At 75.2% G+C, this 24,332-nt stretch carries 24 protein-coding genes, 1 tRNA gene and 1 pseudogene; 12 read left to right on the top strand and 14 right to left on the bottom strand.

The genetic code is table 11. The annotated features are described in order from the left end of the window. Together AB0G32_RS06695 and AB0G32_RS06700 are read right to left on the bottom strand one after the other, a co-directional pair. A pseudogene (locus tag AB0G32_RS06695) lies at nucleotides 1-384 on the bottom strand (hypothetical protein); the annotation flags it as partial. 3 nt (nucleotides 385-387) lie between these two features. Beyond that, nucleotides 388-1,998, bottom strand: coding sequence for a dynamin family protein (locus tag AB0G32_RS06700; RefSeq protein WP_361159123.1), 1,611 nt, complete (start codon nucleotides 1,996-1,998; stop codon nucleotides 388-390). Between the two features lie 323 nt (nucleotides 1,999-2,321). Here AB0G32_RS06700 and AB0G32_RS06705 point away from each other — a divergent pair. Both AB0G32_RS06705 and AB0G32_RS06710 read left to right on the top strand, forming a co-directional pair. Next, a tRNA-Arg gene (locus tag AB0G32_RS06705) sits at nucleotides 2,322-2,397 on the top strand. Nucleotides 2,398-2,466: 69 nt separating this feature from the next. Continuing rightward, nucleotides 2,467-3,426: a D-2-hydroxyacid dehydrogenase family protein gene (locus AB0G32_RS06710; protein WP_361159126.1), complete on the top strand. Its 960-nt coding sequence runs from the start codon at nucleotides 2,467-2,469 to the stop codon at nucleotides 3,424-3,426. A gap of 16 nt (nucleotides 3,427-3,442) precedes the next feature. On the opposite strand, the gene AB0G32_RS06715 is transcribed toward AB0G32_RS06710, so the two are convergent. Beyond that, the gene (locus AB0G32_RS06715; RefSeq protein ID WP_361159128.1) at nucleotides 3,443-4,039 is read right to left on the bottom strand and encodes a DUF2087 domain-containing protein; all 597 of its coding nucleotides are present in this window, start codon (nucleotides 4,037-4,039) and stop codon (nucleotides 3,443-3,445) included. Between the two features lie 191 nt (nucleotides 4,040-4,230). Here AB0G32_RS06715 and AB0G32_RS06720 point away from each other — a divergent pair, with 191 nt between their 5' ends. Then, nucleotides 4,231-4,506 carry a chaplin gene (locus AB0G32_RS06720; protein ID WP_361159130.1) on the top strand — a complete coding sequence of 92 codons (276 nt, stop codon included), beginning with the start codon at nucleotides 4,231-4,233 and terminating at the stop codon, nucleotides 4,504-4,506. A gap of 65 nt (nucleotides 4,507-4,571) precedes the next feature. On the opposite strand, the gene AB0G32_RS06725 is transcribed toward AB0G32_RS06720, so the two are convergent. The 6 genes from AB0G32_RS06725 to chpG all read right to left on the bottom strand — a co-directional run bounded on the left by AB0G32_RS06725 (nucleotide 4,572) and on the right by chpG (nucleotide 8,371). Further along, nucleotides 4,572-5,438 (bottom strand): tyrosinase family protein, encoded by an 867-nt coding sequence (locus AB0G32_RS06725; protein ID WP_361159133.1) that lies wholly within the window; start codon nucleotides 5,436-5,438, stop codon nucleotides 4,572-4,574. Further along, nucleotides 5,422-5,910, bottom strand: coding sequence for a tyrosinase cofactor (locus AB0G32_RS06730; protein ID WP_361159136.1), 489 nt, complete (start codon nucleotides 5,908-5,910; stop codon nucleotides 5,422-5,424). Before AB0G32_RS06730 ends, AB0G32_RS06725 begins: the two co-directional genes overlap by 17 nt. Nucleotides 5,911-6,035: 125 nt before the next feature. Further along, nucleotides 6,036-6,551, bottom strand: a complete 516-nt coding sequence (locus tag AB0G32_RS06735; protein ID WP_361159139.1) for a hypothetical protein — start codon at nucleotides 6,549-6,551, stop codon at nucleotides 6,036-6,038. An 82-nt stretch (nucleotides 6,552-6,633) separates the two neighbouring features. Further along, nucleotides 6,634-6,927 (bottom strand): hypothetical protein, encoded by a 294-nt coding sequence (locus AB0G32_RS06740; RefSeq protein ID WP_361159142.1) that lies wholly within the window; start codon nucleotides 6,925-6,927, stop codon nucleotides 6,634-6,636. Between the two features lie 208 nt (nucleotides 6,928-7,135). Continuing rightward, a complete protein-coding gene (locus AB0G32_RS06745; RefSeq protein ID WP_361159144.1) occupies nucleotides 7,136-7,849 on the bottom strand; it encodes a hypothetical protein in 714 nt (237 codons plus the stop codon). Nucleotides 7,850-8,131: 282 nt separating this feature from the next. Further along, a complete protein-coding gene (gene chpG, locus AB0G32_RS06750; protein WP_361159146.1) occupies nucleotides 8,132-8,371 on the bottom strand; it encodes a chaplin ChpG in 240 nt (79 codons plus the stop codon). A 278-nt stretch (nucleotides 8,372-8,649) separates the two neighbouring features. Here chpG and AB0G32_RS06755 point away from each other — a divergent pair, with 278 nt between their 5' ends. The 8 genes from AB0G32_RS06755 to AB0G32_RS06790 all read left to right on the top strand — a co-directional run bounded on the left by AB0G32_RS06755 (nucleotide 8,650) and on the right by AB0G32_RS06790 (nucleotide 18,377). Continuing rightward, complete coding sequence (locus AB0G32_RS06755; RefSeq protein WP_361159149.1) at nucleotides 8,650-9,966, top strand: glycosyltransferase; 1,317 nt, start codon at nucleotides 8,650-8,652, stop codon at nucleotides 9,964-9,966. After that, nucleotides 9,963-11,420: an exopolysaccharide biosynthesis polyprenyl glycosylphosphotransferase gene (locus AB0G32_RS06760; RefSeq protein ID WP_361159151.1), complete on the top strand. Its 1,458-nt coding sequence runs from the start codon at nucleotides 9,963-9,965 to the stop codon at nucleotides 11,418-11,420. The genes AB0G32_RS06755 and AB0G32_RS06760 overlap by 4 nt, the downstream gene beginning before the upstream one ends. A 4-nt stretch (nucleotides 11,421-11,424) precedes the next feature. Then, the gene (locus AB0G32_RS06765) at nucleotides 11,425-12,762 is read left to right on the top strand and encodes an O-antigen ligase family protein (protein ID WP_361159153.1); all 1,338 of its coding nucleotides are present in this window, start codon (nucleotides 11,425-11,427) and stop codon (nucleotides 12,760-12,762) included. Further along, on the top strand, nucleotides 12,759-14,573 hold the full coding sequence (locus AB0G32_RS06770) for a lipid II flippase MurJ (protein ID WP_361159156.1): 1,815 nt from the start codon (nucleotides 12,759-12,761) through the stop codon (nucleotides 14,571-14,573). Before AB0G32_RS06765 ends, AB0G32_RS06770 begins: the two co-directional genes overlap by 4 nt. 61 nt (nucleotides 14,574-14,634) lie before the next feature. Continuing rightward, complete coding sequence (locus AB0G32_RS06775) at nucleotides 14,635-15,324, top strand: polysaccharide deacetylase family protein (RefSeq protein WP_361159158.1); 690 nt, start codon at nucleotides 14,635-14,637, stop codon at nucleotides 15,322-15,324. A 1-nt stretch (nucleotide 15,325) separates the two neighbouring features. After that, nucleotides 15,326-16,495: a glycosyltransferase gene (locus tag AB0G32_RS06780; RefSeq protein ID WP_361159161.1), complete on the top strand. Its 1,170-nt coding sequence runs from the start codon at nucleotides 15,326-15,328 to the stop codon at nucleotides 16,493-16,495. Continuing rightward, nucleotides 16,492-17,256, top strand: a complete 765-nt coding sequence (locus AB0G32_RS06785) for a lipopolysaccharide biosynthesis protein (RefSeq protein WP_361159162.1) — start codon at nucleotides 16,492-16,494, stop codon at nucleotides 17,254-17,256. Before AB0G32_RS06780 ends, AB0G32_RS06785 begins: the two co-directional genes overlap by 4 nt. After that, complete coding sequence (locus tag AB0G32_RS06790; protein WP_361159164.1) at nucleotides 17,253-18,377, top strand: GNAT family N-acetyltransferase; 1,125 nt, start codon at nucleotides 17,253-17,255, stop codon at nucleotides 18,375-18,377. Before AB0G32_RS06785 ends, AB0G32_RS06790 begins: the two co-directional genes overlap by 4 nt. Before the next feature lie 28 nt (nucleotides 18,378-18,405). Here AB0G32_RS06790 and AB0G32_RS06795 read toward each other — a convergent pair whose 3' ends face one another. The 4 genes from AB0G32_RS06795 to rdlA form a co-directional block, all read right to left on the bottom strand. After that, entirely contained in the window at nucleotides 18,406-19,683 is a 1,278-nt protein-coding gene (locus AB0G32_RS06795; protein WP_361159167.1) for a glycosyl hydrolase, read from the bottom strand. Between the two features lie 185 nt (nucleotides 19,684-19,868). Further along, complete coding sequence (locus tag AB0G32_RS06800) at nucleotides 19,869-20,639, bottom strand: chaplin (protein WP_361159170.1); 771 nt, start codon at nucleotides 20,637-20,639, stop codon at nucleotides 19,869-19,871. Between the two features lie 131 nt (nucleotides 20,640-20,770). Beyond that, complete coding sequence (gene chpD / locus AB0G32_RS06805) at nucleotides 20,771-20,998, bottom strand: chaplin ChpD (RefSeq protein WP_361159172.1); 228 nt, start codon at nucleotides 20,996-20,998, stop codon at nucleotides 20,771-20,773. 261 nt (nucleotides 20,999-21,259) lie between these two features. Then, entirely contained in the window at nucleotides 21,260-21,655 is a 396-nt protein-coding gene (gene rdlA, locus AB0G32_RS06810; RefSeq protein WP_361159175.1) for a rodlin RdlA, read from the bottom strand. A gap of 217 nt (nucleotides 21,656-21,872) precedes the next feature. On the opposite strand from rdlA, the gene rdlB reads away from it, so the two are divergent. After that, on the top strand, nucleotides 21,873-22,265 hold the full coding sequence (rdlB, locus tag AB0G32_RS06815; protein WP_361159178.1) for a rodlin RdlB: 393 nt from the start codon (nucleotides 21,873-21,875) through the stop codon (nucleotides 22,263-22,265). A gap of 57 nt (nucleotides 22,266-22,322) precedes the next feature. Here rdlB and AB0G32_RS06820 read toward each other — a convergent pair whose 3' ends face one another. Continuing rightward, nucleotides 22,323-24,248, bottom strand: coding sequence for an AMP-dependent synthetase/ligase (locus tag AB0G32_RS06820; protein ID WP_361159181.1), 1,926 nt, complete (start codon nucleotides 24,246-24,248; stop codon nucleotides 22,323-22,325). Nucleotides 24,249-24,332 lie beyond the last annotated feature (84 nt).

A 24,332-nucleotide genomic window follows, 5' to 3' on the forward strand; every position in this document is an offset into this window, starting at 1 on the left:
GGTCGGCGTCCTTACCGGGGCCGGCGAGCATCGGCTGCCCGAGCTTGGCTTCGCGCAGTGTCCAGTCGACCAGGGCCGGGCGCGCGCGTGCCCGCCGTCGCCGGGTGCGGGGCGACCGCGGTGGGCGGCGCCGTCCCGGCGGCCCAGCAGTCCCCTGAGCCCCTTGCGGCCGTCGCGGTCCTCGCGGTCCTCGCGGCCGTCGCCGCCGTCGCGGTCCTGACGGCCCTGGCCGCCCTCGCGGTCCTGACGGTCCCGGCGGTCCTCCTGGTCCCGGCGGCGGTCCTCGGCAGGGCCCGTCTCCCCGGCCGGTCCGGTGTCCGCGTCCCCCGTGTGGTCGGTGTGCTCGGTGTGCTCGGTGGGGTCCTGGTCAGTGACGGCGGTCACCGGTCACCTCTCCTTCTGCAGCAGCGACAGCGCGGCGATCAGTTCGGCCTGCGGCTCGGGGTGGACGTCCAGGGCGTCCAGCGGGGCGAGCCGGCGCTCGCGTTCCATGTGCATGATCCGGTCCACGTGTTCGGTGAGCAGGCTGCCGCCCCGGTCCCGCAGCCGCAGCGCGCCGTGGGCGCCGATCCGCTCGGCGAGTCCCTCCCCGGCGGTGCGCGCCCGGCGGCCGCCGAGCAGCACGGTGGCGACCAGGGCGGCGATCACCTCGGGGTCGGGGGCGAGGGACCGGTCGAGTTCGCGGACCTCGTCCTCGGCGTACTCCTCCAACTCGCGCCGCCAGCGCCGTACGGCGATCCCGATGCGGTGCTCGGCGCTGTCCGGGGCCGCGGGGTCGCGGGCCGTCAGGGCGGGCGCGGCGGCGGCCGGTTCGCGCCGCCACGCCTCGTCGACGCGCTCGTCGGCGGCGGTGACGGCGCACAGCAGGAGCGCGCTCAGACTCTCCACCAGGGAGTCGAGCAGTTCCCCGGGCGCGCAGTCCAGCGGGAAGGCGCGCCAGCGCTTCAGGGCGTCCCCGGCGAGCACGGCGCCGGACTGCAGCCGGCCCCGTACCCGCGCGTGCTCGCTGTCGTACGACGTGTCGACGGCGGAGGTGAGCCGCAGCGCGGCGGCGTACTGGGCGGCGGCCGCCGCGGCCAGTTCGGGCATCCGGGACTTCAGGGAGTTCAGCAGGCCGTACGCCGTCCGGCCGATCACGTGCTGCCGGGCGGCGGGGTCCTGCGCCCGGTGCACCAGCCAGGTGCGCAGCGCGGCCACGGCGGTGGCGGGCAGCAGGCCGCCGCCCCACGCCGACTCGGGCAGCTCGGGCACGGTGAACCGGGGTACGTCGCCGAGCCCGGCCTTGGTGAGCAGGGCGGCGTACTGCCGGGACACCTCGGAGACCACCTGGTGCGGCACCCGGTCCAGGACGGTCACCAGGGTGGCGTCGTACTCCTTGGCGGTGCGCAGCAGGTGCCAGGGGACGGCGTCGGCGTAGCGGGCGGCCGTGGTGACCATCACCCAGATGTCGGCGGCGCAGATCAGCTCGGCGGCCAGCGAGCGGTTGTCGGCGACCAGGGAGTCGATGTCGGGCGCGTCCAGCAGGGCGAGGCCGGGCGGCAAGGTGTCGGCGGTCTCGATGCGCAGCACGCGCGCGGGGTTCTCACCGGGCAGCAACAGGTCGTCGCCGGGGTCCTGGTGGGGCACCCACACCCGGGTGAGGTCGGGCAGTACGCGCATGCCGCTGAACCAGTGGTGGTCCTCCGGATGGCAGACCAGGACCGGGGTGCGGGTGGTCGGCCGGAGCACGCCGGCCTCGCTGACCCGTCTGCCGACGAGTGAGTTGACCAGGGTGGACTTGCCCGCCCCGGTGGAGCCCCCGACGACGGCCAGCAGCGGTGATTCGGGGTCTCTGAGCCGGGGCACCAGGTAGTCGTCGAGCTGGTTGAGCAGTTCGTCTCGGTTGGCACGCGCGCGTGGAGCCCCGGCCAGGGGCAACGGGAAGCGTGCGGCCGCGACACGGTCGCGCAGGGCGGAGAGTGCGTCGAGCAGCTGAGGCCGTACGTCCAAGGTCACCACATGGGAAGAATGCCCAATTTTAGGGGAATTCTGAAGCATATGAGTATGTCTGCGCGCCGACCTGACACTTGGGGCGGAAGGGGCGAGTGGGGCGAGAACACAGTCCAGGCATAACGAGTGCACAACACCCGATGCGCCAGACGCCAAAAGCGATGCACGATTCGCACCTGCCTGCGATTATCGATGCTGCTTCACCGAACCTCCACATCGAGCCACGGAGGGGAAGCATCAGGGACGAGGAGCCGGGAGCCCTATCCTTGTCCCCGGTAACGTCACGGAACAGCTCGCACCCCGGGCACCACGACGTCAGGCCACCACACCAGGCCCCCGTAGCTCAGTGGATAGAGCAGGCGCCTTCTAAGCGCTTGGCCGCAGGTTCGAGTCCTGCCGGGGGCGCCACTGCCCGTTCGCCGAGGGAAGCACCCGGGGAAGCGCCGGGCGAACCGCCCAGGGGAGGGACCGGTCGAAGTGCGTCTGAGGTGCGTCGTTCTGGACGACTACCAGCAGGTGGCGGCCGAGGCCGCCGACTGGGCGCCGGTACGGGACCGGGTGGAGGTCGTCTCCCTCGCCGGGCATCTCGACAGTGCGGACGCGCTGGGCCAGGCGCTTGCCGACGCCGACATCGTGGTCACCCTGCGCGAGCGGGTGGCGTTCCCCGGGTCGCTGATCGCCCGGCTGCCCCGGCTGAAGCTGATCGTCGCCTCCGGGATGCGCAACAGCGTCATCGACTACGCCGCCGCCGAGGCGCACGGCGTCACCGTGTGCGGCACGGCCTCCTCGTCCACGCCGCCCGTCGAGCTGACCTGGGCGCTGCTGCTCGGCCTGGCCCGGGGCCTGGTCGAGGAGAGCAACGGGCTGCGCGCGGGCGGGCCCTGGCAGCGCACGGTCGGCGCCGACCTGCACGGCCGCCGGCTCGGACTGCTGGGCCTGGGAAAGATCGGCAGCCGGGTCGCGCACGTCGGGCTCGCCTTCGGGATGCGGGTCGGCGCCTGGAGCCAGAACCTGACCCGGGAACGGGCCGACGAGGTGGGCGTCGAACTCGCGCCCTCCAAGGAGGCGCTGCTCGCGGAGAGCGACTTCGTCTCCGTCCACCTCGCCCTCGGCGACCGCACCCGGGGTCTGCTCGGCGCGGCCGAGCTCGCCCTGATGCGGCCGACCGCCTACCTGGTCAACACCTCCCGCGCGGCCCTCGTCGACCAGGACGCGCTGCTCGCCGCCCTGCACGAGGGGCGCATCGCGGGAGCCGGAGTCGATGTCTTCGACGTCGAGCCGCTGCCGGCCGGCCATCCGATGCGCACCGCCCCGCGACTGCTCGCCACGCCCCACCTCGGCTATGTCACCCGCGCCAACTACGCGACGTACTACGGCCAGGCGGTCGAGGCGATCCAGGCGTTCCTCGCGGGTTCTCCGGTACGACGGCTGCCTTGAGCTCCGCTGCGGCGCTTCAGGCCGTACGGGTGTCCTGGGACGGGGACGGGGACGGGCGCCAGTAGACGCCGGCGCCGCGGCGCAGGTGGTCCAGGTCGACGAGGTGGCGCCGGAGCGTCACATGGTCGACGTCGCCGTCCTCGCACCAGGCGCGCAGCTTCTCGTCGACGGTGCGCTCCGGGTACTCGACGCCGGGCGTGAAGGTCCGCTCGGCGATGTGGCGCAGTACCACCTTCTTGCGGGTCCAGCGGGCCGGCAGCCGGATCAGCCGTCCGTCCCGGACGAAGGTGCGTACCACCAGGTCGGCGCCGGTACCGTCGGCCGCACCGGCGGCCGGCCGGTCCGTGCGGGCGGCCCGGCGCAGACGGTCGTGGGCGACGGTGAGGCTCCCGTCGCCGCCGGAGGTCAGTACGCCGCCTTCGCGCAGCCGGCGCAGGGCGGCGGCCGTCTCGCGCGGGGACAGCCCGGCCGTCTCGGCGACGCGCGCGGCGCTGTCCGCGCCCAGGGCCACGGCCGCGAACGCGCGCACCCGGCCCTCGTCGGCGAGGAGGCCGGCCAGGCTCGCCGCCAGGTCCGGGAGGGGGGACGACCGGTCACCGTTGTCGGTAGTCATGCGGGGAGGGTAGTGGAGACCCCGGCCCCGGGCGGAGCGAATTTCCCCGGCTGCCGCCGCCCGTGTTCCGTCCCTGTTCGAGAAGGGTGATCCGGGTCGTCGCGCCGTGACCCGCCCCCGCCCGCGGCGTTGAACGAAAAGTGCGGCGGCACCCCGCCCGTCGCGCTTCCCCGAGTCATAAGGAGAACGTGATGTCTCGCATCGCGAAGGCTGCCGGTGTCGTCCTCGGCACCGGTGCCGTGGTCCTCAGCGGCGCCGGCCTGGCCATGGCGGACGCGGGCGCGCAGGGTGCCGCCATCGGCTCGCCCGGTGTCCTGTCCGGCAACGTCGTGCAGGTGCCGGTCAACATCCCGGTCAACGTCTGCGGCAACACCATCAACGTGATCGGCCTGCTGAACCCGGCCTTCGGCAACTCCTGCGAGGAGACCGACAAGCACAAGGGCGGCCACGGCGGCTACGGCCGCTGACACCCGCTCGCACCACCGTCCCAGGGCCCCGGCGCAAGACCAGTGCCGGGGCCCTGAGACGTTGCTCAGGCGTACCGGTAGATCCGGCCGTGGTCCTCCAGTTCGTCGGGGGTCACGTCCCACGGCGGGAGCTTCTGGTGGCGGGCCACGATCCGCCGGTACTGGGCGCTGCCCCGGCCGGGCGGTTCGGCGGGCTGGTAGCGGGGGTGGCCGTGCCGGCGCTGCCAGCGGGACCACTGGAGGTCGACGAAGGCGTGCACCAGCCAGAACACCGGGTCGTTGACGGAGGCCCCGCCGAGCATCGCCCCGCCGACCCAGCGGTGCACCCGGTTGTGGTTGCGCCAGGAGGTGCTGCCGCGTCCGCTCCCCCAGCCCTCCAGCTTGTTGCGGAACCCCTTGCCGACCGTGGAGTCGTAGGGCGCGCTGTCGTAGACCGGGTCCTTCAGGGCCCACTCCAGGTCGCGGGCGGTCGGCAACTGGATCGGGTCGCGGGCGCGGCCGAGGTCCCGGGTGAGGAACTCGGTGTCGGTGACGTTCTCCGTCAGGGTCCAGTCGCCCGCCGCGTGGGCGAACGGCCCGGTCGTCACCCGCTGGTCGGAGCGCCGGCCGGTGCCGCCGAGGAGGTCGGCGGTCCAGGGCGCGGCGGTCGCGGAGCGGTCCTTGGTCCAGTCCCAGTACGGCACCGTCACCGAGGAGTCCACCCGGCGCAGCGCCCGCTCCAGCTCCAGCAGGAACCGGCGGTGCCAGGGCAGGAAGGACGGCGCCATGTGGGCCGTACGCAGGGCGTCCTCGCCATCGGAGACGTAGTACTCGATGTGGGTGCGGACGAACTCGTCGTACTCGCCCCGGCGTTTGATCTCCAGCAGGGCCTTGACGAACCGTCGCCGCTCGGTCTTCGTCAGGGTGCTGACGTCCTTACGCGTGTACGCCATGCCCGCCTCCGGTGTGCGGGCCGGTTTCGCGCAGGCTGCGGCCGGGGCCGAGTTCGTCGACGGCGGCGCGGGCCGCGGCCAGCGGGGTGGGGTACGAGCGGTAGTGGTCGACCATGGTCAGCCAGGTGCCGTCGGCGCGGCGCATGAGGTGCAGCGGCCGGCCGTCCACGGTCACCTGCCAGCCGGCGGCACCGGCCGTGCGGCCCGCGGCGTCCGCCGTGCCGCGGATGCGGCGGCCCCGGTAGGTCTCCGCGAAGGCGGTGTCCTCGGGCCCGCCGACGGCATGCAGGACGTGGGTGCCGGACGCGGAGCGGTGCACGGCGACGGCCACGGGGGCGGCGGTCGCGGCGAGGGCGGCGGGCAGGAGCAGGCGGCGGATGACGTCTCGCCGGGTGGTGGGGGTGGTGGGGGTGGTGGGGGTTGCGGCGGGGGGCTCGGTGGTCTCGGAGGTGTTCGTCACGCCGACGGTCATGGTTCGCTGCGCTCCTCGTCCGGTTCGGTGGTCCGTACCCGTAACCGGTCGGCGGGCCCCGCGGTCACCGCCGGCGGGGCCGGACGGGGACGCGGGGCCCGCCGTGGGGCGTCAGGCGGCGCGGCTCACAGTCCCGGGCCGAGGCCGAGGCCGGCCGTCGGCACCGTCCGCACCATCGGGGTCAGCACGCCCGCCTGCGGCAACCGTGTCGTCGGCAGGCCGTAGCCGGCCGCGCGCGGCGCGCTGAGCGGGGCGTCCAGCGCCAGCCCCGGCGCCAGCGCCCGCACCTCGGAGGCGGGGGCGTCGAGGCCCACGTGGTCGAAGCGGTCGGCGCCGACCCGCGGCAGCGGCTGGCGTACGTCGGCGCCAGGCAGCCCACCGTACAACGGCAGTTGCGGCAGCGTCCGCTCCGGCAGCAGCCGGCCCTCGGTGTACCGCGGCCCGTCCGGCGCGCCCGGCGTCGGCACCGGCAGTTCGCCGGAGACCTCGGGCAGTTCCATGCCGAGGGCCCGCTCGGCGCCGCCCAGCGGCACCGGGACGGGGACCGTGCCCGCTGCGGCGGCGGGGGTCGCGGCGGCCCCCACCGCGGCGGCCACGCCCGTGACGAGGGCGGCGAGGGTTCCTCGGGTGATCGGCTTCATGGCAGGCACGGTCCCTTCCAGGTTCTCGGATCGGCGCGGAACGAATGCGGAACGAATGCGGAACGAATAAGAATGCCGTGGCTCAACGGCCCAGCGGGAGGCCGCCGAGCAGCCCGCCCGGAGAGTTCAGCTTCGACGTCGTGCCCTTGACGTCGTGCAGCACGGAATCCTTGTTCTCGCTGTCCAGCGCGTTCGACTGCCGGGACTGGTGCTTGATCGGCATCGGGTCGAGGGCGGGGCCCGCGGTGAGCGTGTTCACGGCGCCGTTGAGGCTGGTCGGCGTGAGGTCGGCGGCGTCGTGGGCGAACGCGGGCGCGGCGGCGCCGGCGACGACCAGGGATCCGGCGACGACAGCGGCGGCCTTCAGCGACTTCATCGTGTTCCTTTCTTCGGCGACCGAAGTCACCGGGGGAATTCTGACGCCGTGCCTAACGACATCCGCGCAATGCGGAAACTCCCGCCGCTTTTTCTCATATGAAAGTCCGGACACCGGTCCGGACACCGGAAATGCCGTTGTGCCGGCCCGGAAGAGGAGGCCAGCACAACGGGTTCCGCTTTTGTCGGGTGCTTCGGGTGCTACCTGGTCACTGACGCGGGGACTGGTTCTGCGCCTGGTTCTGCGCCTGGTTCTGCGGCCGGGCCTGGGAGTTGCCGGTCTGGGACTGCGGCAGTCCGGCCAGGTCCGGGGCGGGCAGCCGGCCGGCCACCAGGCTGGCGGCGACGACGTTGACGGCGCTGGTCACGACGTTGTCGGCGGCCGGGCGGATCTGCTCCGGCTTGCCGGCCGCGCTGGTCTTGATCAGGGCGTCGACCTGCTTCTGAAGGCCGGTCATCGCCTGGGCGGACAGGTCGGCGGCCGGGGCGTTGTCGGCGGCCGGCCGGGCCGGCAGCGTGACCGGGGCGTTGCCGTTCTGCGCCGTGCCGTTCTGGTTGCTGGCGGCCGGGGGACGGGCCGGCGTGCTGGTACCCGGGACGGTGGCCGCCTCCGAGGCGCCCGCCTTGGCGAGGGCCTCGCGGATCGCGGTGGCGTACTTCTCCGCCTGGTCCTCGGAGATGCGGCCGCTGTCGGCCTTGATGACGGCGTCGAGCAGGTCGGCGACCGGGGTGAGCACACTGCCGAGCAGGCCGAGGTCCTTGGCCTGGTCACGCAGTTCGTCGGCGTTGGGCAGCGGCGCCTGGGACGTGGCGCGTTCCCGGACCGAGTCGCCGTCGGCCGCCATGGCGACCGGAGCGGAGACGCCGAGCGCGAGGCCGGCGCAGAGTGCGGAAGCGGCGAGACGCCGTGCGGGCAGACGCATGGGGGTTCCTTTCGGTGGTGTGTCGGATGTTGTGCCCACCGTGGAATCGCCGCCTGCGCGTCGCAACCGATCCCTTACTCCACGTGCCCGCCCGATCCCGGCAACCGGCACATCGTGCCTGGTCGGCGGCGGGTCAGGGCGCGTCGGCCGGGTCGGGCGCACGGCCCCCATTCGGGGCAGGGCGGCGCGCGGAGCGGACCCGGGGCGCCGGGAAACGCGGACCGGCCGCCCACGCGCGGGGAAACCGCGGCGCGGACGGCCGGTGCGGGGCTCGAGCCGACGTCAGTCGTTCTCGCACTCGTTGCCGAACGCCGGGTTCAGCAGACCGATGATGTCGATGGTGTTGCCGCAGACGTTGACCGGCACGTGGACCGGAACCTGCACGACGTTGCCCGACAGCACGCCCGGGGAGTGGGCGGCGGCGCCCTGCGCGCCGCTGTCGGCAGCGGCGACACCGGCGGTGCCCGCCACCGCGGCGGCGGCGACGGAGGTCAGGGCCAGGCCCTTCGCGATACGCGACATGGAGAGGTGCTCCTTGGGGGTTGACACAAACATCCGGGCGGGATGCCCGGCGCAGTGTCAACGCGTGGCGCCCACCTGAGTTGTGCCGCCAATGGAGTGATCCGCCCGGAGACGCCCCTTCACCAATCCGACACACTTTTCCGGTTTCTCCTGATTAGTACGGAAAGCGGCTACAGTCCACACCGTCCGATGCCCCGTCCGATGCCCTGTCCGACGCACCGGCGGACGGACCCGGGTGGCGACCGGCCGGTCTCCGGCCCGTTCCGAGGAAGCCGCGCATGCTCCAGCCATCGACCGACCGCCCTGGCCCGCGGGTCCTGCACATCACCCAACCGGTGGACGGCGGGGTCGCCCGCGTGTTGACGGATCTGACGCGGACTCAGCTCGCGGCCGGCCTGGAGGTGGCGGTCGCCTGTCCGGACGGCGCCCTGGCCGCCGTACTGCGGTCGCTGGGCGCGGACGTCCGGCCGTGGGCGGCGACGCGCGCGCCCGGGCCCTCGCTCGCCGGGCAGGTGCGGCGGCTGGCGGACGTGGTCGCCGCCGTCCGGCCCGATCTGGTGCACGCGCACAGCGCCAAGGCCGGGCTCGCCGGGCGGCTCGCCGTGCGGGGGCGGATTCCGACCGTGTTCCAGCCGCACGCCTGGTCGTTCGAGGCGGTCGGCGGCGCCGTGGCCGGGCTGGCGCTCGGCTGGGAGCGCTGGGCGGCGCGGTGGGCGACGCGGGTGGTGTGCGTCAGCGAGGGGGAGCGGCGGCGGGGCGCGCTGGCCGGGATTCGCGCCCGGTGGGCGGTGATCCCCAACGGCGTGGACCTGGACCGTTTCCGGCCCGCGGCAGACTCGGATGCCGATGCCGATGCCGTACGTCCGCCGCCGCTGTCCGGCGGCCCGGGCGCGCCGGTGGTGGTCTGTGTCGGGCGGCTGTGCCGGCAGAAGGGGCAGGACCTGCTGCTGGCGGCGTGGCCGCGGGTCGCGCGGCAGGTGCCCGGGGCCCGGCTGGTGCTGGTCGGCGACGGACCCGACCGGGCCCGGCTGGCGGCCACGGCGCCGGAGTCGGTGCTGTTCGCGGGGGGTGTGGCGGACGCGGCACCCTGGTACCGGGCGGCCGGCCTGGTGGTGCTGCCGTCCCGCTGGGAGGGCATGGCGCTGGCCCCGCTGGAGGCGATGGCCTGCGGCCGGCCGGTGGTGGTGACGGACGTCGACGGCGCCCGCGAGTGCCTGCCACCGGCGCTCGCGCCGCACTGTCTGACCCCGCCCCGGGACCCGGCGGCGCTCGCCGACGCGATGACCGCGCTGCTGCGCGACACGCCGCTGCGCGCGGCGCTGGGCCGGCTGGGCCGGGACCACGTCCTCGCCGCCCACGACGTACGCCGTACGGCGGCGGCGGTCACGGCGCTCTACGACACGCTGCTCGACGGCCGGGTGGGGGACGGGGCGGGGAGCGGACCTGAAGGGCCGACCGGCGCGGCCGGCGCGGCCGTCACGGCCGTGGACGCGTGCGCCACTTCCCTCCGGCACCCCGCCGAACAGCCCAGTCACCAGCCCGGCCAACAGCCCAGTCAGCAGCCCGGCGAGCGCAGGGAGTCCGTTCACTCGTGACCGCGGAAAGCACCGTCCCCAGCTCCGCCGGGCAGCCGTGGGATCTCGGCACCTCGACCGTGTCGGTCCTGCCGCCACGCGCCGGCCCCGGCACCCGTTCCTTCCCGGCCGCCGCGCGCCCGGCGGGGAAGCCCGCCGCCGCGCTGCCGCTGCTCCTCGCCGACGGCGCCGGCGCGGTGACCGGCACCCTGGTCCTCACCGGCGCGCCCCGCACACCGCTGCTCGCCGCCCTGCTGGTGGCGTTCTCCCTGCTGGCCCGCCCGACGAACACCGCGCGCACGCCGGGGCTGCTGGCGGAACTGCCCGCGGTGTGCGGCCGGATCGCGGTGGCCTGGCTGGCGCTGGCCGCGCTGACGGCGGCGTACGCCCCGCACCGCGCGCTGTCCGCGCCGGTCCTGCTGCTGGGGTTCGGCGCCCAGGCGGCCGCGAGCTGCGCGGTCCGCGGCGCTGTCCACCACCGGCGGCGCACCGCGCTGCGGGCCCGCCCGCGGGCGGCCCTCGTCGTCGGGCCGGCCGCGACCGCGCGCCGGGTGGCCGCCGCCGTGCTGCGCGATGCGGGGTGCGGGGTGCGGCCGGTCGGGATCGTGGCCGACGCGCCGGACGGCGGTGCCGGGCTGCCGGTACTGGCCACCGGCGAGGAGATCCGCCGGGCGCTGGTCCGGGACGACGTACGGGAGATCCTGGTCGTCCATCCCGCCGTGCGGACGCGGCAGGGGCCGTTGCTGCGGGCGCTGGCCGAGTCGGGGCGCGCGGTGTGGGAACTGGACACCGAACCGCCCGGGACGCCCTGGTACCCGGGCGGGCGGGAGCGGCTCGCCGGGTTCCGCTGCCGGCGGCTGGCGCACATGACGGACGGGACGGACGGAACTCACGGGCCGGGCGGGCGCGGCAAGCGGGCGCTGGACCTCGTGGTCTGCGGTGCGCTCCTGCTGCCGGCCGGACCGCTGCTGCTGGTCTGCGCGGCGGTGCTACGGATCAGCGGCGGGCCGGGCGTGCTGTTCCGGCAGGAACGCGTCGGGCGGCACGGCCGGCCCTTCACCCTGCTGAAGTTCCGCACCCACCGCCCGGCCGACGCGCACGAGTCCGCGACCCGGTGGAGCGTGGCCGACGACCGCCGCATGCCCCGCTTCTGCCGCTTCCTGCGGCGCACCTCGCTGGACGAGCTGCCGCAGCTCTGGAACGTCTTCCGGGGCGACATGAGCCTGGTCGGCCCGCGCCCCGAACGACCGTACTTCGTCGCGCAGTTCAGCCAGTGCCACCCGGGGTACGCGGCCCGGCACCGGATGCCGGCCGGGCTCACCGGGCTGGCCCAGGTCAACGGCTTGCGCGGCGACACCTCCATCGAGGACCGGGCCCGGCACGACAACGCCTACATCGACGACTGGTCGCTGTGGCGGGACGTGTGCATCCTGCTGCGCACGGCGGCCGCGCTCGTGCGGCCCACGGGGAGCTGACCCGGTGAGCATCGCCCTGCCCCGGTACGCCGGGCGCCCACGGGCGCTGCCGCCGGTGACCGCCGTGGTGGCCGTGGTGGCGCTGCTGGCGGTGCCGCTGGGACCGGACGGCGGCGCGGGCGGCGCGCATCCGGCCGACGCCGTCTCCGCGCTGATGGTGCTGTACTGCGCGGCGCGGCTGGTACGGGAGCGGCGGCGCCCGCTGTCGGGTACGGCGGCCGTGCTGCTCGGACTGCCGGTGCTGGGGCTGGCGGTCGCCGCGGCCGGCGCCGGGTCGCCGGCGGCCGGACTGGCCGGGTTCGGCCGTTACCTCCAGGTCTTCGTCCTGGTCCCGGCCGCCGTGCTGCTGCTGGTGCGCGGACGGGGCGACGTACGGCTGCTGGCCTGGGCGATGACCGGCCTCGCGCTGTGCCAGGGGGCGGTCGGCGTGCACCAGTACGCGACCGGGACGGGCGCCTCGTACCAGGGTGAACCGGTCCGGGCGGTGGGGACGTTCGGGGCGCAGGACGTGATGGGGATGGCGACCGTGGTGTCGCTGGGGCTGGTGTGTGCGGTGGGGCTGGCGCTGGGGCGCGGGCCGACGCGCGGCCGGCTGGTCGCGGCCGGGTGCGCGCTGGTGCTGCTGGCGCCGCTGGCGCTGTCGTTCAGCCGGGGGGCGTGGATCGCCACGGCGGTGGCCTGCGCGGGCCAGTTGCTGCTCGCCGGTGCGCGGCGGGCGCTGGCGGTGGCGGCGGCGCTGCTCGCGGCGGGCGTGGTGCTGACCGTCGGGTTCGGGGTGGGGACGGCGATGCTCCAGGAGCGGGTCGGCAGCATCGCCGAGGTGGCCGACGCGCCGGACCGGTCGGTGACGGACCGGTACAGCATGTGGGCGGCGGCGGCCGGGATGTGGCGGGAGCGGCCGCTGACCGGGGTCGGGCTCAAGGGCTTCCCGGAGCACCGGGACGCGCACGCCTCGCTGGCGCTGTCCTCGGGCAGCGAGACGGACGGCGCGGGCGCCGGGTACGTACGGCAGCCGCTGCTGTCCCCGCACAACATGTACCTGCTGGTCCTCGCCGAGCAGGGGCTGGTCGGACTGACCGCGCTGGCGGGGAGCTGGCTGGCGCTGCTGGCGCTCGGGCTGCGGCGGCTGCGGCGGCTGCGGCGGTCGTGCGTGGCGCGGTCCGGGGCGGGCGGGGCCGCTCCGCCCCGCGCCGGGCTGATCGGCTGCGGGCTGCTGGTCTGGCAGCTGACGGACTTCGGGTACGCCGACATCGGCGGCCCGTCGACCGTGCTGACCGCCGTCTGCCTCGGCCTCGCGGCGCACTGGGCGCTGGCCTTCGGGGACCGGGAGACGGGGTCATGAGTACGGCGTCGGCGCGACGGGACGCGGCGGCACCGGCGTCGACACAGGCGTCGGCGTCGGCCGCCCAGACCGTCGCTGCCGAGGAGTCCGCCCGCTCCGGCCGGAGTTTCCTCGCCCGTGCCGCCGCCGTCACGGCCGTGCTGTCCGTGGCCGGGTCGGTGCTCGGGCTGGCCCGGGACCAGGCGCTGGCCCGGCTGTTCGGGGCCGGCAGTGAGACGGACGCCTTCCTGGTGGCGTGGACGGTGCCGGAGTTCGCGGCCACGCTGCTGATCGAGGACGGGCTGGCCTTCGCCCTGGTACCGATGTTCAGCCTGGCCCTGGCCCGGCGGGCGCAGGGGGCGCCCGGCGACCCGGTGCGCGCCCTGGTCGCCGCCACGCTGCCCCGGCTGGCGCTGGCCTGCGCGGCGGCCGGCGCGCTGGTCGCCGTCTCGGCGCCGGTCCTGGTACGGGCGCTGGCACCCGGCCTGCCGGACCACGCCCTCGCGGTGGACTGCACCCGCCTCACCGCGACCTGCGTCCTGAGCTTCGGGCTGGCCGGGTACTGCAGCGCGGCACTGCGCGCGCACCGCCGGTTCCCGCTGCCGGCGGCGATCTACGTCGCCTACAACACCGGCATCATCGCCACGATGGTGCTGTGCGCCGGGGTCTGGGGGGTGCGCGCCGCGGCGGCGGGGGTCGCGGTGGGCGGCGTACTGATGGTGGCGGTCCAACTGCCGTCCTTGGTGGCCCGGTTGCGAAGGCGCGGCGCCCGCGAGGGGACGCGCCCCGGGCCCGGCGCGGACACCCGCTCGGCCACCCTCGCCCTGCTCGCCACCGTGCTGCTGTTCGCCCTGTGCCGGCAGTCGCAGGTGCTGGTCGAACGGTTCCTCGCGGCCGGCCTGTCCGCCGGGGCCATCTCCCACCTGAACTACGCGCAGAAGGTGGCGCAGATCCCGATGACACTGTCGCTGATGCTGTGCACGGTCACCTTCCCGGTGGTCGCGCGGGCGCTGGCCGACGGCGACACCGAACGGGCCCGGGCCCGGGTGGAGCGGGACGTGGCGCTGGCCGCCGCCCTGGTGCTGCTGGGCGCGGCCACGGTCGTCGCCTGCGCCCCGCAGCTGATCCGGCTGCTCTTCCAGCGCGGCGCGTTCACCGCCGCGGACACGGCGGCGACCACGCAGGTCATGCGGGTGTACGCGGTCGGACTGCTCGGCCAGACCGTGGTGGGCGCGCTGGCCCGGTCGTACTTCTCGGCGGGGCGGGCCAGTTGGTATCCGCTGGCCGCGATGACCGCGGGCCTCCTCGCCACCGCCGGGATCGGCGCGGCAGCCGTGGGGACCTGGGGCGCGGCCGGGCTGGCCGCCGCCAACGCCGCCGGCATCACCGTCACCGCCGCCCTGCTGCTGGCCGGCCCGGGCCCGCGCGGCGTCCCGGTCGGCGTCCGGCGGGTCCTCGGGGAGCTGGGCCGTCCGGTGCCGGCGGCGGGCGCGGCGACGCTCGCGGGCGCGTGGGCCGCCGCCCGGTTCGCCTCCCCCGTCCTCGCCCTGGCCGCCGGCGCGGCGACCGTCGGCTGCGTCTTCGTGCTCTGCGGCCGGGTCCTGGGCGTCCAGGGCACGACGCCCGTCCTCGCGTCCGCCCGCGCGTCCGTCCTCGCGTCCGCCCGCGCCGCCACCCGATCCACCATCCGCACCCGCACCCGGCCCGCTGCCCCTCCCGTCCCCCGTCCCCTCACCCGCGCCATCCCCCGGAGGCACCCTCATGGCCGCATCCGCCGCATCCGCCGTATCCGTCTCGTCCGCCTCATCAGCCGTATCCGCCGTATCCGTTGACGTCCCCCTCGGCGTCCCCGTCCGCGCGGGCACCCGCGGCGCGCCCGTGCCGTGGGTGGCGATGTACCACTCCGTGACCGACTGCCGGGACGACCCGTACGGCATCACCGTGACGCCCGCCCGGCTGGACGCGCAGCTCGGCTGGCTGCGCCGGCGCGGGCTGCGCGGCGTGTCGGTGGCCGAACTGCTGGCCGCCCGGGCGCGCGGCGCGGCGCGCGGTCTGGTGGGGCTGACCTTCGACGACGGGTACGCCGACTTCGCCGACCACGCGCTGCCGCGGCTGCGCCGCTGGGGCTGCGGCGCCACCCTGTTCGTACTCGCGGGGCGGTTCGGCGGCGACAACGCCTGGGACCCGCGGGGCCCGCGCAAGCCGCTGCTGACCGCCGACGGGGTGCGCCGCGCCGCCGCCGAGGGCGTGGAGATCGGCTCGCACGGCCTGACCCACGTCGACCTGACCCGCGCCGACGACGACACGCTGCGCGCCGAGACGGCCGGCAGCAGGGCCCGGCTGGCCGACCTGACCGGCACCCCGGTCACCGGTTTCTGCTACCCGTACGGCACCCTGGACGCCCGCGCCGTCGACGCCGTGCGCGCCGCCGGTTACGGCTACGCCTGCGCCATCGACCCCGGCCCGCTGACCGGCCGGTACGCCCTGCCCAGGGTGCACATCGGGCAGCGCGACACGGCCGTACGGCTGCTGCTGAAGACCCGGCTGCACCGGCTGCGGCGGCGGCCGGCGGCGGGGGTCTGAGATGACGCCCGGTGCCTCCCCCAGGATCCTGCACGTCATCACCGGCCTCGGCACCGGCGGCGCCGAGCAGCAACTGCGGCTGCTGCTGCGGCACCTGCCGGTGCGCTGCGACGTCGTGACGCTCACCGACCCCGGCGCGGTCGCCGACGGACTGCTGGCCGACGGGGTGCGCGTCGTCCACCTCGGCATGACCGGCAACCGCGACCTGTCCGCGCTGCCCCGCCTGACCCGGCTGATCCGCGCCGGCGGCTACGACCTGGTGCACACCCACCTCTACCGGGCCTGCCTCTACGGCCGCCTCGCCGCCCGGCTCGCCGGGGTCCGCGCGATCGTCGCCACCGAGCACTCCCTCGGCGACACCCGGCTGGAGGGCCGCCGGCTCTCCCCGGGCGTGCGCGCCCTGTACCGGGCCGGGGAGCGCCTCGGCAGCACGACGATCGCCGTCTCCCCCACGGTGGCCGGCCGGCTCGGCCGCTGGGGTGTGCCCGCGCCCCGGGTCGAGGTGGTGCCCAACGGCATCGACCTGGACCGCTTCCGCTTCGACCCGGTGGCCCGGCACCGCACCCGCCGCCGCCTCGGCCTGCCGGAGGGGGCCTGGGTGGTCGGCGGGGTCGGCAGGCTCGCGGCGGGCAAGCGCTTCGACGTCCTGGTCCGCGCCCTCGCCCGGCTCCCCGCGGACTGCTGGCTGCTGCTGGTCGGCGGCGGCCCCGAGGAGCACGCGCTGCGGTGCGCCGCGCGGTCCGCGGGCGTCGCCGACCGCGTCCTGCTCACCGGCGAACGCCCCTACCTCTCCGACGGCTCGCCCGGCCCCGACCTGCCGTCCCTGGTCTCCGCGATGGACGTGCTCGGCTCACCGTCCGCGGAGGAGGCGTTCGGTCTGGCGGTCGTGGAGGGGCTGGCGTCGGGGCTGCCGGTCGTCTACGCCTCCTGCCCGGCCGTCGAGGACCTGCCGCCGGACGCGGCGCCAAGGGCCCGGCGGGTGCGGGGCGGCGCCGCGGAGTTCGGCGCCGCGCTGGCCGCCCTGCGCGCGGCGGGTCCCGGCCCGCGCACCGCGCCGCCGGCCGCCCGCCACTACTGCGTCACGCGCAGCGCCGCCCGGCTGATGGACGTCTACGCGTCCGTCCTCACCCACCCGTTGTCCCCCGCACCGCAGGAGGCCGGCCCCGTATGACGGAGCACAGGACCAAGGACCGGATCGAACCCGAACACGAACACGAACACGAACACGAACACGAACACGAGGACAAAACCGGAAAGCGAACCAGGAACAGAACCAAGAACGGAACCGCCCGCGTCCGCCTCCGCGCGCTGCCCCCCTGGTCGCTGCTGGCCGCCGGTGCCCTCGCCGGGGGACTGCTCGGCGGCGCGTACGGGCTGGTGCGGACCCCGCAGTACACGGCCACGAGCTACGTCGTCGCCGTCCCCGGCAAGGGCTCGGACCCGGCGTCCGCGCTGGGCTTCGCGCAGGCGTACGGCCGGGTCGCCACGCAGCTCGCGGTGCTGGGGGACGCCCAGGTGTGGGCGGGCGTACCGGTGGCGACGCTGGAGCGGAGCGTACGGACCCAGACCTCGCCGGACGCCCCGATGGTCTCCGTCAGCGCCACCGCCGCGCGCCCGGACCTGGCCGCCGACCTGGCCGACGCGGTCACCCGGGCGCTGACCCGGCACGCCGCGCACTCCGCGGACGCCACCCGGGTGACGCTGCGCCGGTTCGCCCGCGCCACCGAGCCCACCGCGCCGGCCACGGCCACCCCTGCGGTGACCGGCCTGGTCGGACTGTCCGCGGGCGGCCTGCTGGGCGGCCTCGCCCTGCTGGTCCGGCCGCGCGGCGCGACCGGCGAGGACGGCGGGACGCCCTCGGTGCCCGCCCCCGCGACCGCCCCCGGGGCCACCCCAACGTCCACCGCCGACAGCCGAAAAGCGCCACTGTGACCCCGTACCCGACCAAGACCGAGACCAGGACCGAGACCGTCACCGACGAGCGGGTGTTCGCCGCCCTGGGCCCGCGGTGGAACCGCCTGCACCGGCGGTGCTCGGCCGCGACCCCGTTCCAGAGCCACGCCTGGCTGCACTCCTGGTGGCTGTCGTACGGGCGGCCCGGGCGGCTGCGGCTGGTGCTGGCCCGGGACGGCCGGGGCGAACTGGTCGGCGCCGCGCCGCTGATGCGGGTACCGGGCCCGGTCCCGGCGCTGGTGCCGCTGGGCGGGCCGATCTCGGACTACGCGGACGTCCTGGTCGACGACGAGTGCCCCGGGGCGGTGCCGGCGCTCGCCGCCGGGCTGGCCGCGGCCGCCCGGACCACGCTGATCGACTTGCGCGAGGTCCGGCCCGGCGCCGCCGCCGAACGGGTCTTCGACCGCTGGCCGGGACCGCGCGGCCGGGTGGCCGACTCCCTCTGCCTGGAGTTGCCCGCCGTGCCCCTGAGCGACCTCACCGCCCGGCTGTCCTCCGCCAAGGCCCGGCAGCGGGTGCGCGCCAAACTGCGCCGGCTGGACGCGCTCGGCGTCAAGAGCCGGGCCGTGCTGCCGGACGAGACGGACGCCGCGCTGCACCGGCTGCTGGAACTGCACCGGATGCAGTGGCAGGGCCGGAAGGTGACGGGCGAGCACCTGCGCCCGCGGTTCCAGGCCCATCTGGTGCGGGCGGTGCCGGCGATGGTGGCGGCCGGGGACGCGGTGGTCACCGAGTTCCGGCTCGACGACGAGGTGGTGGCCGTGGACGTGACGCTGCTGGCGCGGCGGCTCGCCGGGGGCTATCTGTACGGCGCCCATCCCCGGCTGCGGGAGTGCCGGGCGGATGTGGCGGTGCTGCTGCTGGACGCCGCCGCGCAGCAGGTCTGCGACGGGCAGCGGGAGGTGCTGAGCCTGCTGCGCGGCGACGAGCCGTACAAGCACCACTGGCGGCCCCGGCCGGTGCTCAACCAGCGGCTGCTGCTGGCCCGGTGGCGCACCGCCCCGCTGCTGGCGGCGGCGCTGGGCGACGACGCGGCCCGGCGGCGCGGCAAGGCGCTGCGCCACCGCTGGCGGGAGCGTCCCGGTGGCGGCGGCGCCTGACCGGCCCCGCCGCCCGGGGCGCGGGGCGCTAGCGGGTGCGCGACCACCAGTCCAGGCGCAGGCAGAGCCGGCCGCCGATCCAGTGCTCGACCCAGTCGTCGAGGTCGAGCGGCGAACAGTCGGCCGGCGCCTCGGGCGTGGGCCGCGGCTGCGGCTCCGGCTCCGGCTGCTGCGGCACGTCCTGGTCGGTGCGGCCGGAGAGCACGGAACGGTAGACCTCGGCGGCCCGGGGGTTGGCGCCGCACTGCCACACGCCGTGCGGGCAGTAGTCGGTGAGCGTGTGGTACAGCGCCCCGTGCTCCTCCATCCAGGCCAGCATCCGCCGCATGTACGTGGCGTTGTCGCCGTTGCGGAACAGCCCCCACTCCGGGTACGAGACCGGCTTGCCGTGCGCCCGCGCGAAGTCCACCTGGGCCTGGAGCCCGTACGGCTCGCTCACCTGCTCCTCGAACGGCATGCCGCGCGGCTGGTCGTAGGCGTCCATGCCGACGATGTCGACGGTGTCGTCGCCGGGGTAGCACTCGGTCCACGGCACGGCGTCCCGGCCCCGGCTGGGCGCGAAGTCGAACTTGAACCTCTGGCCCGGCACCGCGCGCATCGCCGTGACGATCCGGTTCCAGTACGCCTTCCACGCCTCGGGGTCCGGGCCGCAGCGGTGGGTGTACGTGATGCCGTTCATCTCCCAGCCGAGCACCAGCACGGTGTCCGGCGCGTCCAGCGAGACCAGCCGCTCGGCCAGCCGCCGGAAGTGGTGGTCGAAGTCGCCGGCCGCGCCCTGCCGCAGCAGCTCGCGCACCTCGTCGTCGTCGAGTCCCGCCTCGTTCCGCTCCAGCATGGGCACGTTGAGGACGAGCATCCGGTCGGCCTGCCGGGTGCGCCAGTCGGCCCACACGTCGAGGAAGCCGGGCTCGCCCTCGATGTTGCTCCAGCGGTCGCCGGGCAGATAGGTGTGGCCGACCCGCAGCCGGGTGCCGCCGAGCCAGTGGCTCAGCTCGGCCATCCGGGCCACACCGGGCGGCCCGTAGTCGAGATAGGCACCGACGGCGGGCGCCGCCGGCCCCGGCGCTTCACCCACCGGGGCGGAAGGGGCCGGTGGCGCGGAGGGGACCGGTGGTGCGGAGAGGGCCGCTGGCGCGGAGGGGGCCGGTGACGCGGTGGGGGCCGGTGGGGCGGGCGGGTCGGTGGCGGCCCACCCGGGCCCGGGGGCCAGTACCGCGGGCAGTACGGCGGCCAGGGCCGCGGCCACCGCGACCGCGGCCCCGGAGCGCGGGCGCCGGGAACGGACCCGTGACTGCTCTTCCGACATGCCGGCTCCCTCTGTCCGCGCGTCCCTGGAGTCTGTCTCCCGCTACTGACACCCAGTCATATGAACGTGCGTCCCGCCACCGCCACTACGGCGTTCGAGCGGGCGGCGCGGAGCCGGTTACGCCACCCGGCGCCACCCGGCGCCGCGCGGGCGCCGGGTGGCCAGGTCGCCGGCCGGTGCGGCGGTCAGCGCCGGGACGCCGCCCGGCTGCGGCGGTAGAGGACCGCGCCGCCGGCGATCAGCGCGGCGGACGCGGCCGCGGTGACCGCGAGGGTGTCGCCGGCGCTGCCGGTCTCGGCCAGCACGGGCGGCTCGGCGGCGGGCGGGGCCTCCTCGGCGGCGGGCGGCGGCTCCTCCTCCGTGGCCGGCGGGGGCTCCTCCTCCTCGGCCGGCGGCGGGGTGTGGTGCTCCGGCGGCGGCGTGTGGTCGGTGGGCGGCGGGGTGTGCGGCGGCTCGTCGTGGCCGTATCCGGGCGGGGCCGGCTTCTCGTCCCCGTCGTTGTCGCAGCTGTTGCCGAACGCCGGGTTCAGCAGCGCGATCACGTCGACGGTGTTGCCGCAGGCGTTGACCGGCACGTCGACCGGAACCTGGGCGTTGTTGCCGGAGCCGACGCCGGGCGAGCCGACGCTCTGGCCCTGGGCGGAGGCCCCGTCGGGAACGGAGCCGTCGTCGTGGCCGTAGCCACCGGATCCACCGTGCCCGCCGTGCCCGCCGTGCTGCTTGCCGTGCTCGTCCCCGCCGGTGTTGGCGCAGGCGTTGCCGAAGGCCGGGTTCAGGGCCGCGACCACGTCGACGGTGTTGCCGCAGGCGTTGACCGGCACGTCGACCGGGACCTGGGCGGCGTTGCCGGACACCACGCCCGGCGAGTTCGCGGCGGCCCCGTCCGCCTGCGAGTCGGCAAGGGCGGGGCTGCCGCACAGGGACAGAACACTCGTCGCGGCGGCTGCCGCGACCATTCCCCTGCTCAGGGTCTGTCGCACTCTAGTTCGCTTCCTGCTTGGAGAAGTGGGAAACGGCCGGCCCCGGAACCAATCGAGTTGGCCAGGGCCGGCCGTGACACAGCCGAACGGCTGGTGCGGGACCGACGTCAGTCGTTCTCGCACTCATTGCCGAACGCCGGGTTCAGCAGCCCGATGACGTTGATGGTGTTACCGCACACGTTGACGGGAACGTGCACGGGAACCTGCACGACGTTGCCGGACAGGACGCCCGGGGAGCCGATGGCGGCACCCTGGGCCCCCGAGTCGGCGAAGGCCGGGGCGGCCCCGCCGAACGCCAGGATCGCGCCCGCGACGACAGCAGCGCTCTTCTTCATGAACTTTCCCTTCTCTGCGGTCATGCCTGAGTGACGGCCGAAACCGCGCGAGCACAGCATTGACGGCTCGCACCATGACCTGCAGCCTGCAAACGAGGAATTGACGGCCGGAGAAACTGCGGAACGTGTACGCCAGGGGAATTCACTCGAATGCCCCGGAACGCGTTACGGCCGTACGTCCATCAGAGCGACGACGTCGTTTCCACGGCCGGGCGGCCCGCGGGGAAGTCAGCGGGCCACCCGGGCCGAGCGGGGTACCGCTCAGCGACCCTCGCCGTTGGCCGACAGGACCGACAGGTCCTCCAGGACGTGCGAGATCGCGCCGTCCCGCTTGGCCTGGGTGGAGTTGTCGTCGCACTGCTGCGTCATGTCGTCGCCCAGAACGTCGAGGTTCTGGATCGGAACGATGTTGATGACGGAGACGGCGACCTCTTCCACGGCGACGCACGGCTTGTTCAGCGTGCCGTCGACGAGAGAGAGCTGAGGGCTCATGTCACCGTCGGTGGAGGAGTTGCCGAACTTCGACTCGGCGCCGTTGCCGTTGGCGACGGCCGGGCCGTTGTCGTCCCCGATGGCAAGCGCCTGGGGAGCAGCCGCCACCGACATACCGATGACAGAAGCGGCGGCCGCCGCGGCGACCATTGCCTTCTTGAGCACTTCGCGTTCCTTTCCTCGTAGCGACGCACTGTCCTACGGCCTCATCAACACGGCCCGGCATGAATGGTTTCGGGCGTTCACCCGGTTGGCGGCACACCCGGGGTTTCCCGCACATTCGCCGGTGTCGGCCATCGGAGTGAACGTAAGAAACTCCGCCCCGGGCGCGGAGTTGACCATAGGGCTCCGGTGGTCGGGGTTTTTGAGAAAGGACTGAACTGTGATCAAGAAGGTCTTCGCCTCCGCAGCGATCGCCGCTTCCGTCATCGGCGCCTCCGCTGCCACGGCCCCGCAGGCGATGGCTATCGGCGACGACAGCGGCCCGGTCTCCGCCAACGGCAACGGCGCCGAGCAGTACTTCGGCAACTCGTCGACCTACGGCAACATGAGCCCGCAGATGGCCCTCATCCAGGGCTCCTTCAACAAGCCGTGCATCGCCGTGTCCGACATCCCGGTCAGTGTCATCGGCATCGTGCCGATCCAGGACCTGAACGTCCTGGGCGACGACATGAACCAGCAGTGCGCGGAGAACTCGACGCAGGCCAAGCGCGACGGCGCGCTGGCCCACCTGCTGGAGGACGTGTCGATCCTGTCCGCCAACGGCGAGGACTGAGACCGCGCCCAGGGGCGGGACACCGGCGCTGCCGCCGGGGTCCCGCCCTTTCGCGTGTCAGGGCCGGCCGGCGTACAGCGCCTCGATCTCGGCGGCGTACGCCGCGGTGGCCGCCTGCCGTCGCACCTTCAGGGACGGCGTCAGCAACCCGTTCTCCTCGGTGAACTCGCCGTCGACCAGCCGGAAGGCGCGGATCGACTCGGCGCGGGAGACGGCCTGGTTGGCGTGGTCGACGGCCCGCTGGACGTCGGCGCGCAGCCGCTCGTCGCGGACGAGTGCGGACCGCGGCGTGCCGGCCGGCAGCCCCCGTACCGACAGCCAGTGCGCGATCGCGTCCGGGTCGAGGGTGATCAGGGCGGCGATGTAGGGCCGGTTGTCGCCGACGACCAGGCACTGGCCGACGGGCGGGCGGCTGCGCAGGCGGTCCTCCAGGACGGCCGGGGAGACGTTCTTGCCACCGGAGGTGACCAGCAGGTCCTTCTTGCGGCCGGTGATGGTCAGATAGCCGTCCGGGTCGAGGGAGCCGAGGTCGCCGGTGGCGAACCAGCCGTCGGTGAGGGCCTCGGCGGTGGCCCCGGGGTTGTTCCGGTACGAGGTGAAGACGATGCCGCCCTTGATCCGCACCTCGCCGTCGGCGGCGATCCGCACCGCGGTGCCGGGGACCGGCCTGCCCACCGTGCCGGGGCGGGGGCCCAGCGGCGGTACGACGGTGGCGGCGGCGGTGGTCTCGGTCAGGCCGTAACCCTCGTAGATCATGAGGCCGGCGGCGTAGAAGAACAGGCTGAGTTCGCGGTCCAGGGGGGAGCCGCCGCTGATGGCGTACCGGGTGCGGCCGCCGAGTTCGGCCCGGACCCGGCGGTAGACCAGCAGGTCGTACAGGGCCCAGGCGGCCCAGAGGCCGGGGCCCGGCCCGGGGCCCTGGCCGAGGAACTTGTTCAGGTGGGCCTCGCCGAAGCGGACCGCGACGCGGTGCGCCCGGTCGAAGGAGGCGCCGCGGCCCATCTTCTCGGCGGTGGCGCGGCCGGTGTCGTGGATCTTCTCGAACAGGTAGGGGACGCCGACCAGGAAGCTCGGCCGGAACGACTTGAGGGCGGGGCGGAGTTCGGCCGGTTTGAGGCTCGGGAAGTGGCCGATCTCGATACGGGCCAGCAGACAGGCGAGCTGGATGGTGCGGCCCAGGATGTGGGCGAGGGGCAGGAAGAGCAGGGTGGAGGCCGTGGTGCCGGTGACCGCCTTGAAGACGGGGTGCAGCAGTTCGACCGTGTTGGCGGCCTCGGCGTGCAGGTTGGCGTGGGTGAGGACGCAGCCCTTGGGGCGGCCGGTGGTGCCGGAGGTGTAGCAGAGGGTCGCCTCCGTGTCCGGGGTGAGCGCGGTGCGGCGCTTGGTGACCTCCTCGTCGGGGACGGTGGCGCCGAGCGCGGTGAGGTCGGCCAGGGCGCCGGCGTCCAGTTCCCACACGCGGGGGCGTTCGGGGTGGTCCGCGGTGGCGGTGCGGACCGTGGCGGTGTTCGCGGCGGTCTCGGTGATCACCAGCGTGGCGCCGGAGTCCCGCACGATCCACTCGACCTGGTCGGCGGAGGAGGTGGCGTAGACGGGAACGGTCCGGCCGCCGGCCGCCCAGACGGCGAAGTCCAGCACCGTCCACTCGTAGCGGGTGCGGGACATCACGGCGACCCGGCCGCCGGGCTCCAGGCCGCCCGCGATGAGGCCCTTGGCCACGGCGGTCACCTCGGCGGCGAAGGCCGCGGCGGTCACCGGCCGCCAGTCGTCGCCCACTTGACGGCGCAGGACCACCGCGCCGGGGGCCTCGGCCGCGTTGGTGAACGGGATGTCGGCGGTGCTGCCGGTGGTGGGCGGCGCGGCCAAGGGGGCGACGGCGGCCTCGCGTACCGTGCCGGCCGCGTCCTTGACCAGGTCGGCCCGGACCCGGCCGGCCAGGTCGGTGCGGCGTGCGGCCCGTTTCAGTTCCCTGCGTACTCCCATGGCGGCTCCCGGTGGCGACGGCGGCTCACTTTCTTACTCACGAGTCAACTTACTGGCGCGTAGGAAAGTCAAGGGCCCGGGTCG

It is taken from the genome of Streptomyces sp. NPDC023723 (assembly GCF_040639815.1).
Lineage (GTDB): Bacteria > Actinomycetota > Actinomycetes > Streptomycetales > Streptomycetaceae > Streptomyces.

Coding starts and splice junctions, on each gene's coding strand:
- AB0G32_RS06715 (WP_361159128.1), bottom strand. CDS start 4,039: ATGACTACCGACAACGGTGACCGGTCGTCCCCCCTCCCGGACCTGGCG.
- AB0G32_RS06720 (WP_361159130.1), top strand. CDS start 4,231: ATGTCTCGCATCGCGAAGGCTGCCGGTGTCGTCCTCGGCACCGGTGCC.
- AB0G32_RS06725 (WP_361159133.1), bottom strand. CDS start 5,438: ATGGCGTACACGCGTAAGGACGTCAGCACCCTGACGAAGACCGAGCGG.
- AB0G32_RS06730 (WP_361159136.1), bottom strand. CDS start 5,910: ATGACCGTCGGCGTGACGAACACCTCCGAGACCACCGAGCCCCCCGCC.
- AB0G32_RS06735 (WP_361159139.1), bottom strand. CDS start 6,551: ATGAAGCCGATCACCCGAGGAACCCTCGCCGCCCTCGTCACGGGCGTG.
- AB0G32_RS06740 (WP_361159142.1), bottom strand. CDS start 6,927: ATGAAGTCGCTGAAGGCCGCCGCTGTCGTCGCCGGATCCCTGGTCGTC.
- AB0G32_RS06745 (WP_361159144.1), bottom strand. CDS start 7,849: ATGCGTCTGCCCGCACGGCGTCTCGCCGCTTCCGCACTCTGCGCCGGC.
- chpG (WP_361159146.1), bottom strand. CDS start 8,371: ATGTCGCGTATCGCGAAGGGCCTGGCCCTGACCTCCGTCGCCGCCGCC.
- AB0G32_RS06755 (WP_361159149.1), top strand. CDS start 8,650: ATGCTCCAGCCATCGACCGACCGCCCTGGCCCGCGGGTCCTGCACATC.
- AB0G32_RS06770 (WP_361159156.1), top strand. CDS start 12,759: ATGAGTACGGCGTCGGCGCGACGGGACGCGGCGGCACCGGCGTCGACA.
- AB0G32_RS06775 (WP_361159158.1), top strand. CDS start 14,635: ATGTACCACTCCGTGACCGACTGCCGGGACGACCCGTACGGCATCACC.
- AB0G32_RS06780 (WP_361159161.1), top strand. CDS start 15,326: ATGACGCCCGGTGCCTCCCCCAGGATCCTGCACGTCATCACCGGCCTC.
- AB0G32_RS06785 (WP_361159162.1), top strand. CDS start 16,492: ATGACGGAGCACAGGACCAAGGACCGGATCGAACCCGAACACGAACAC.
- AB0G32_RS06795 (WP_361159167.1), bottom strand. CDS start 19,683: ATGTCGGAAGAGCAGTCACGGGTCCGTTCCCGGCGCCCGCGCTCCGGG.
- AB0G32_RS06800 (WP_361159170.1), bottom strand. CDS start 20,639: ATGGTCGCGGCAGCCGCCGCGACGAGTGTTCTGTCCCTGTGCGGCAGC.
- chpD (WP_361159172.1), bottom strand. CDS start 20,998: ATGAAGAAGAGCGCTGCTGTCGTCGCGGGCGCGATCCTGGCGTTCGGC.
- AB0G32_RS06820 (WP_361159181.1), bottom strand. CDS start 24,248: ATGGGAGTACGCAGGGAACTGAAACGGGCCGCACGCCGCACCGACCTG.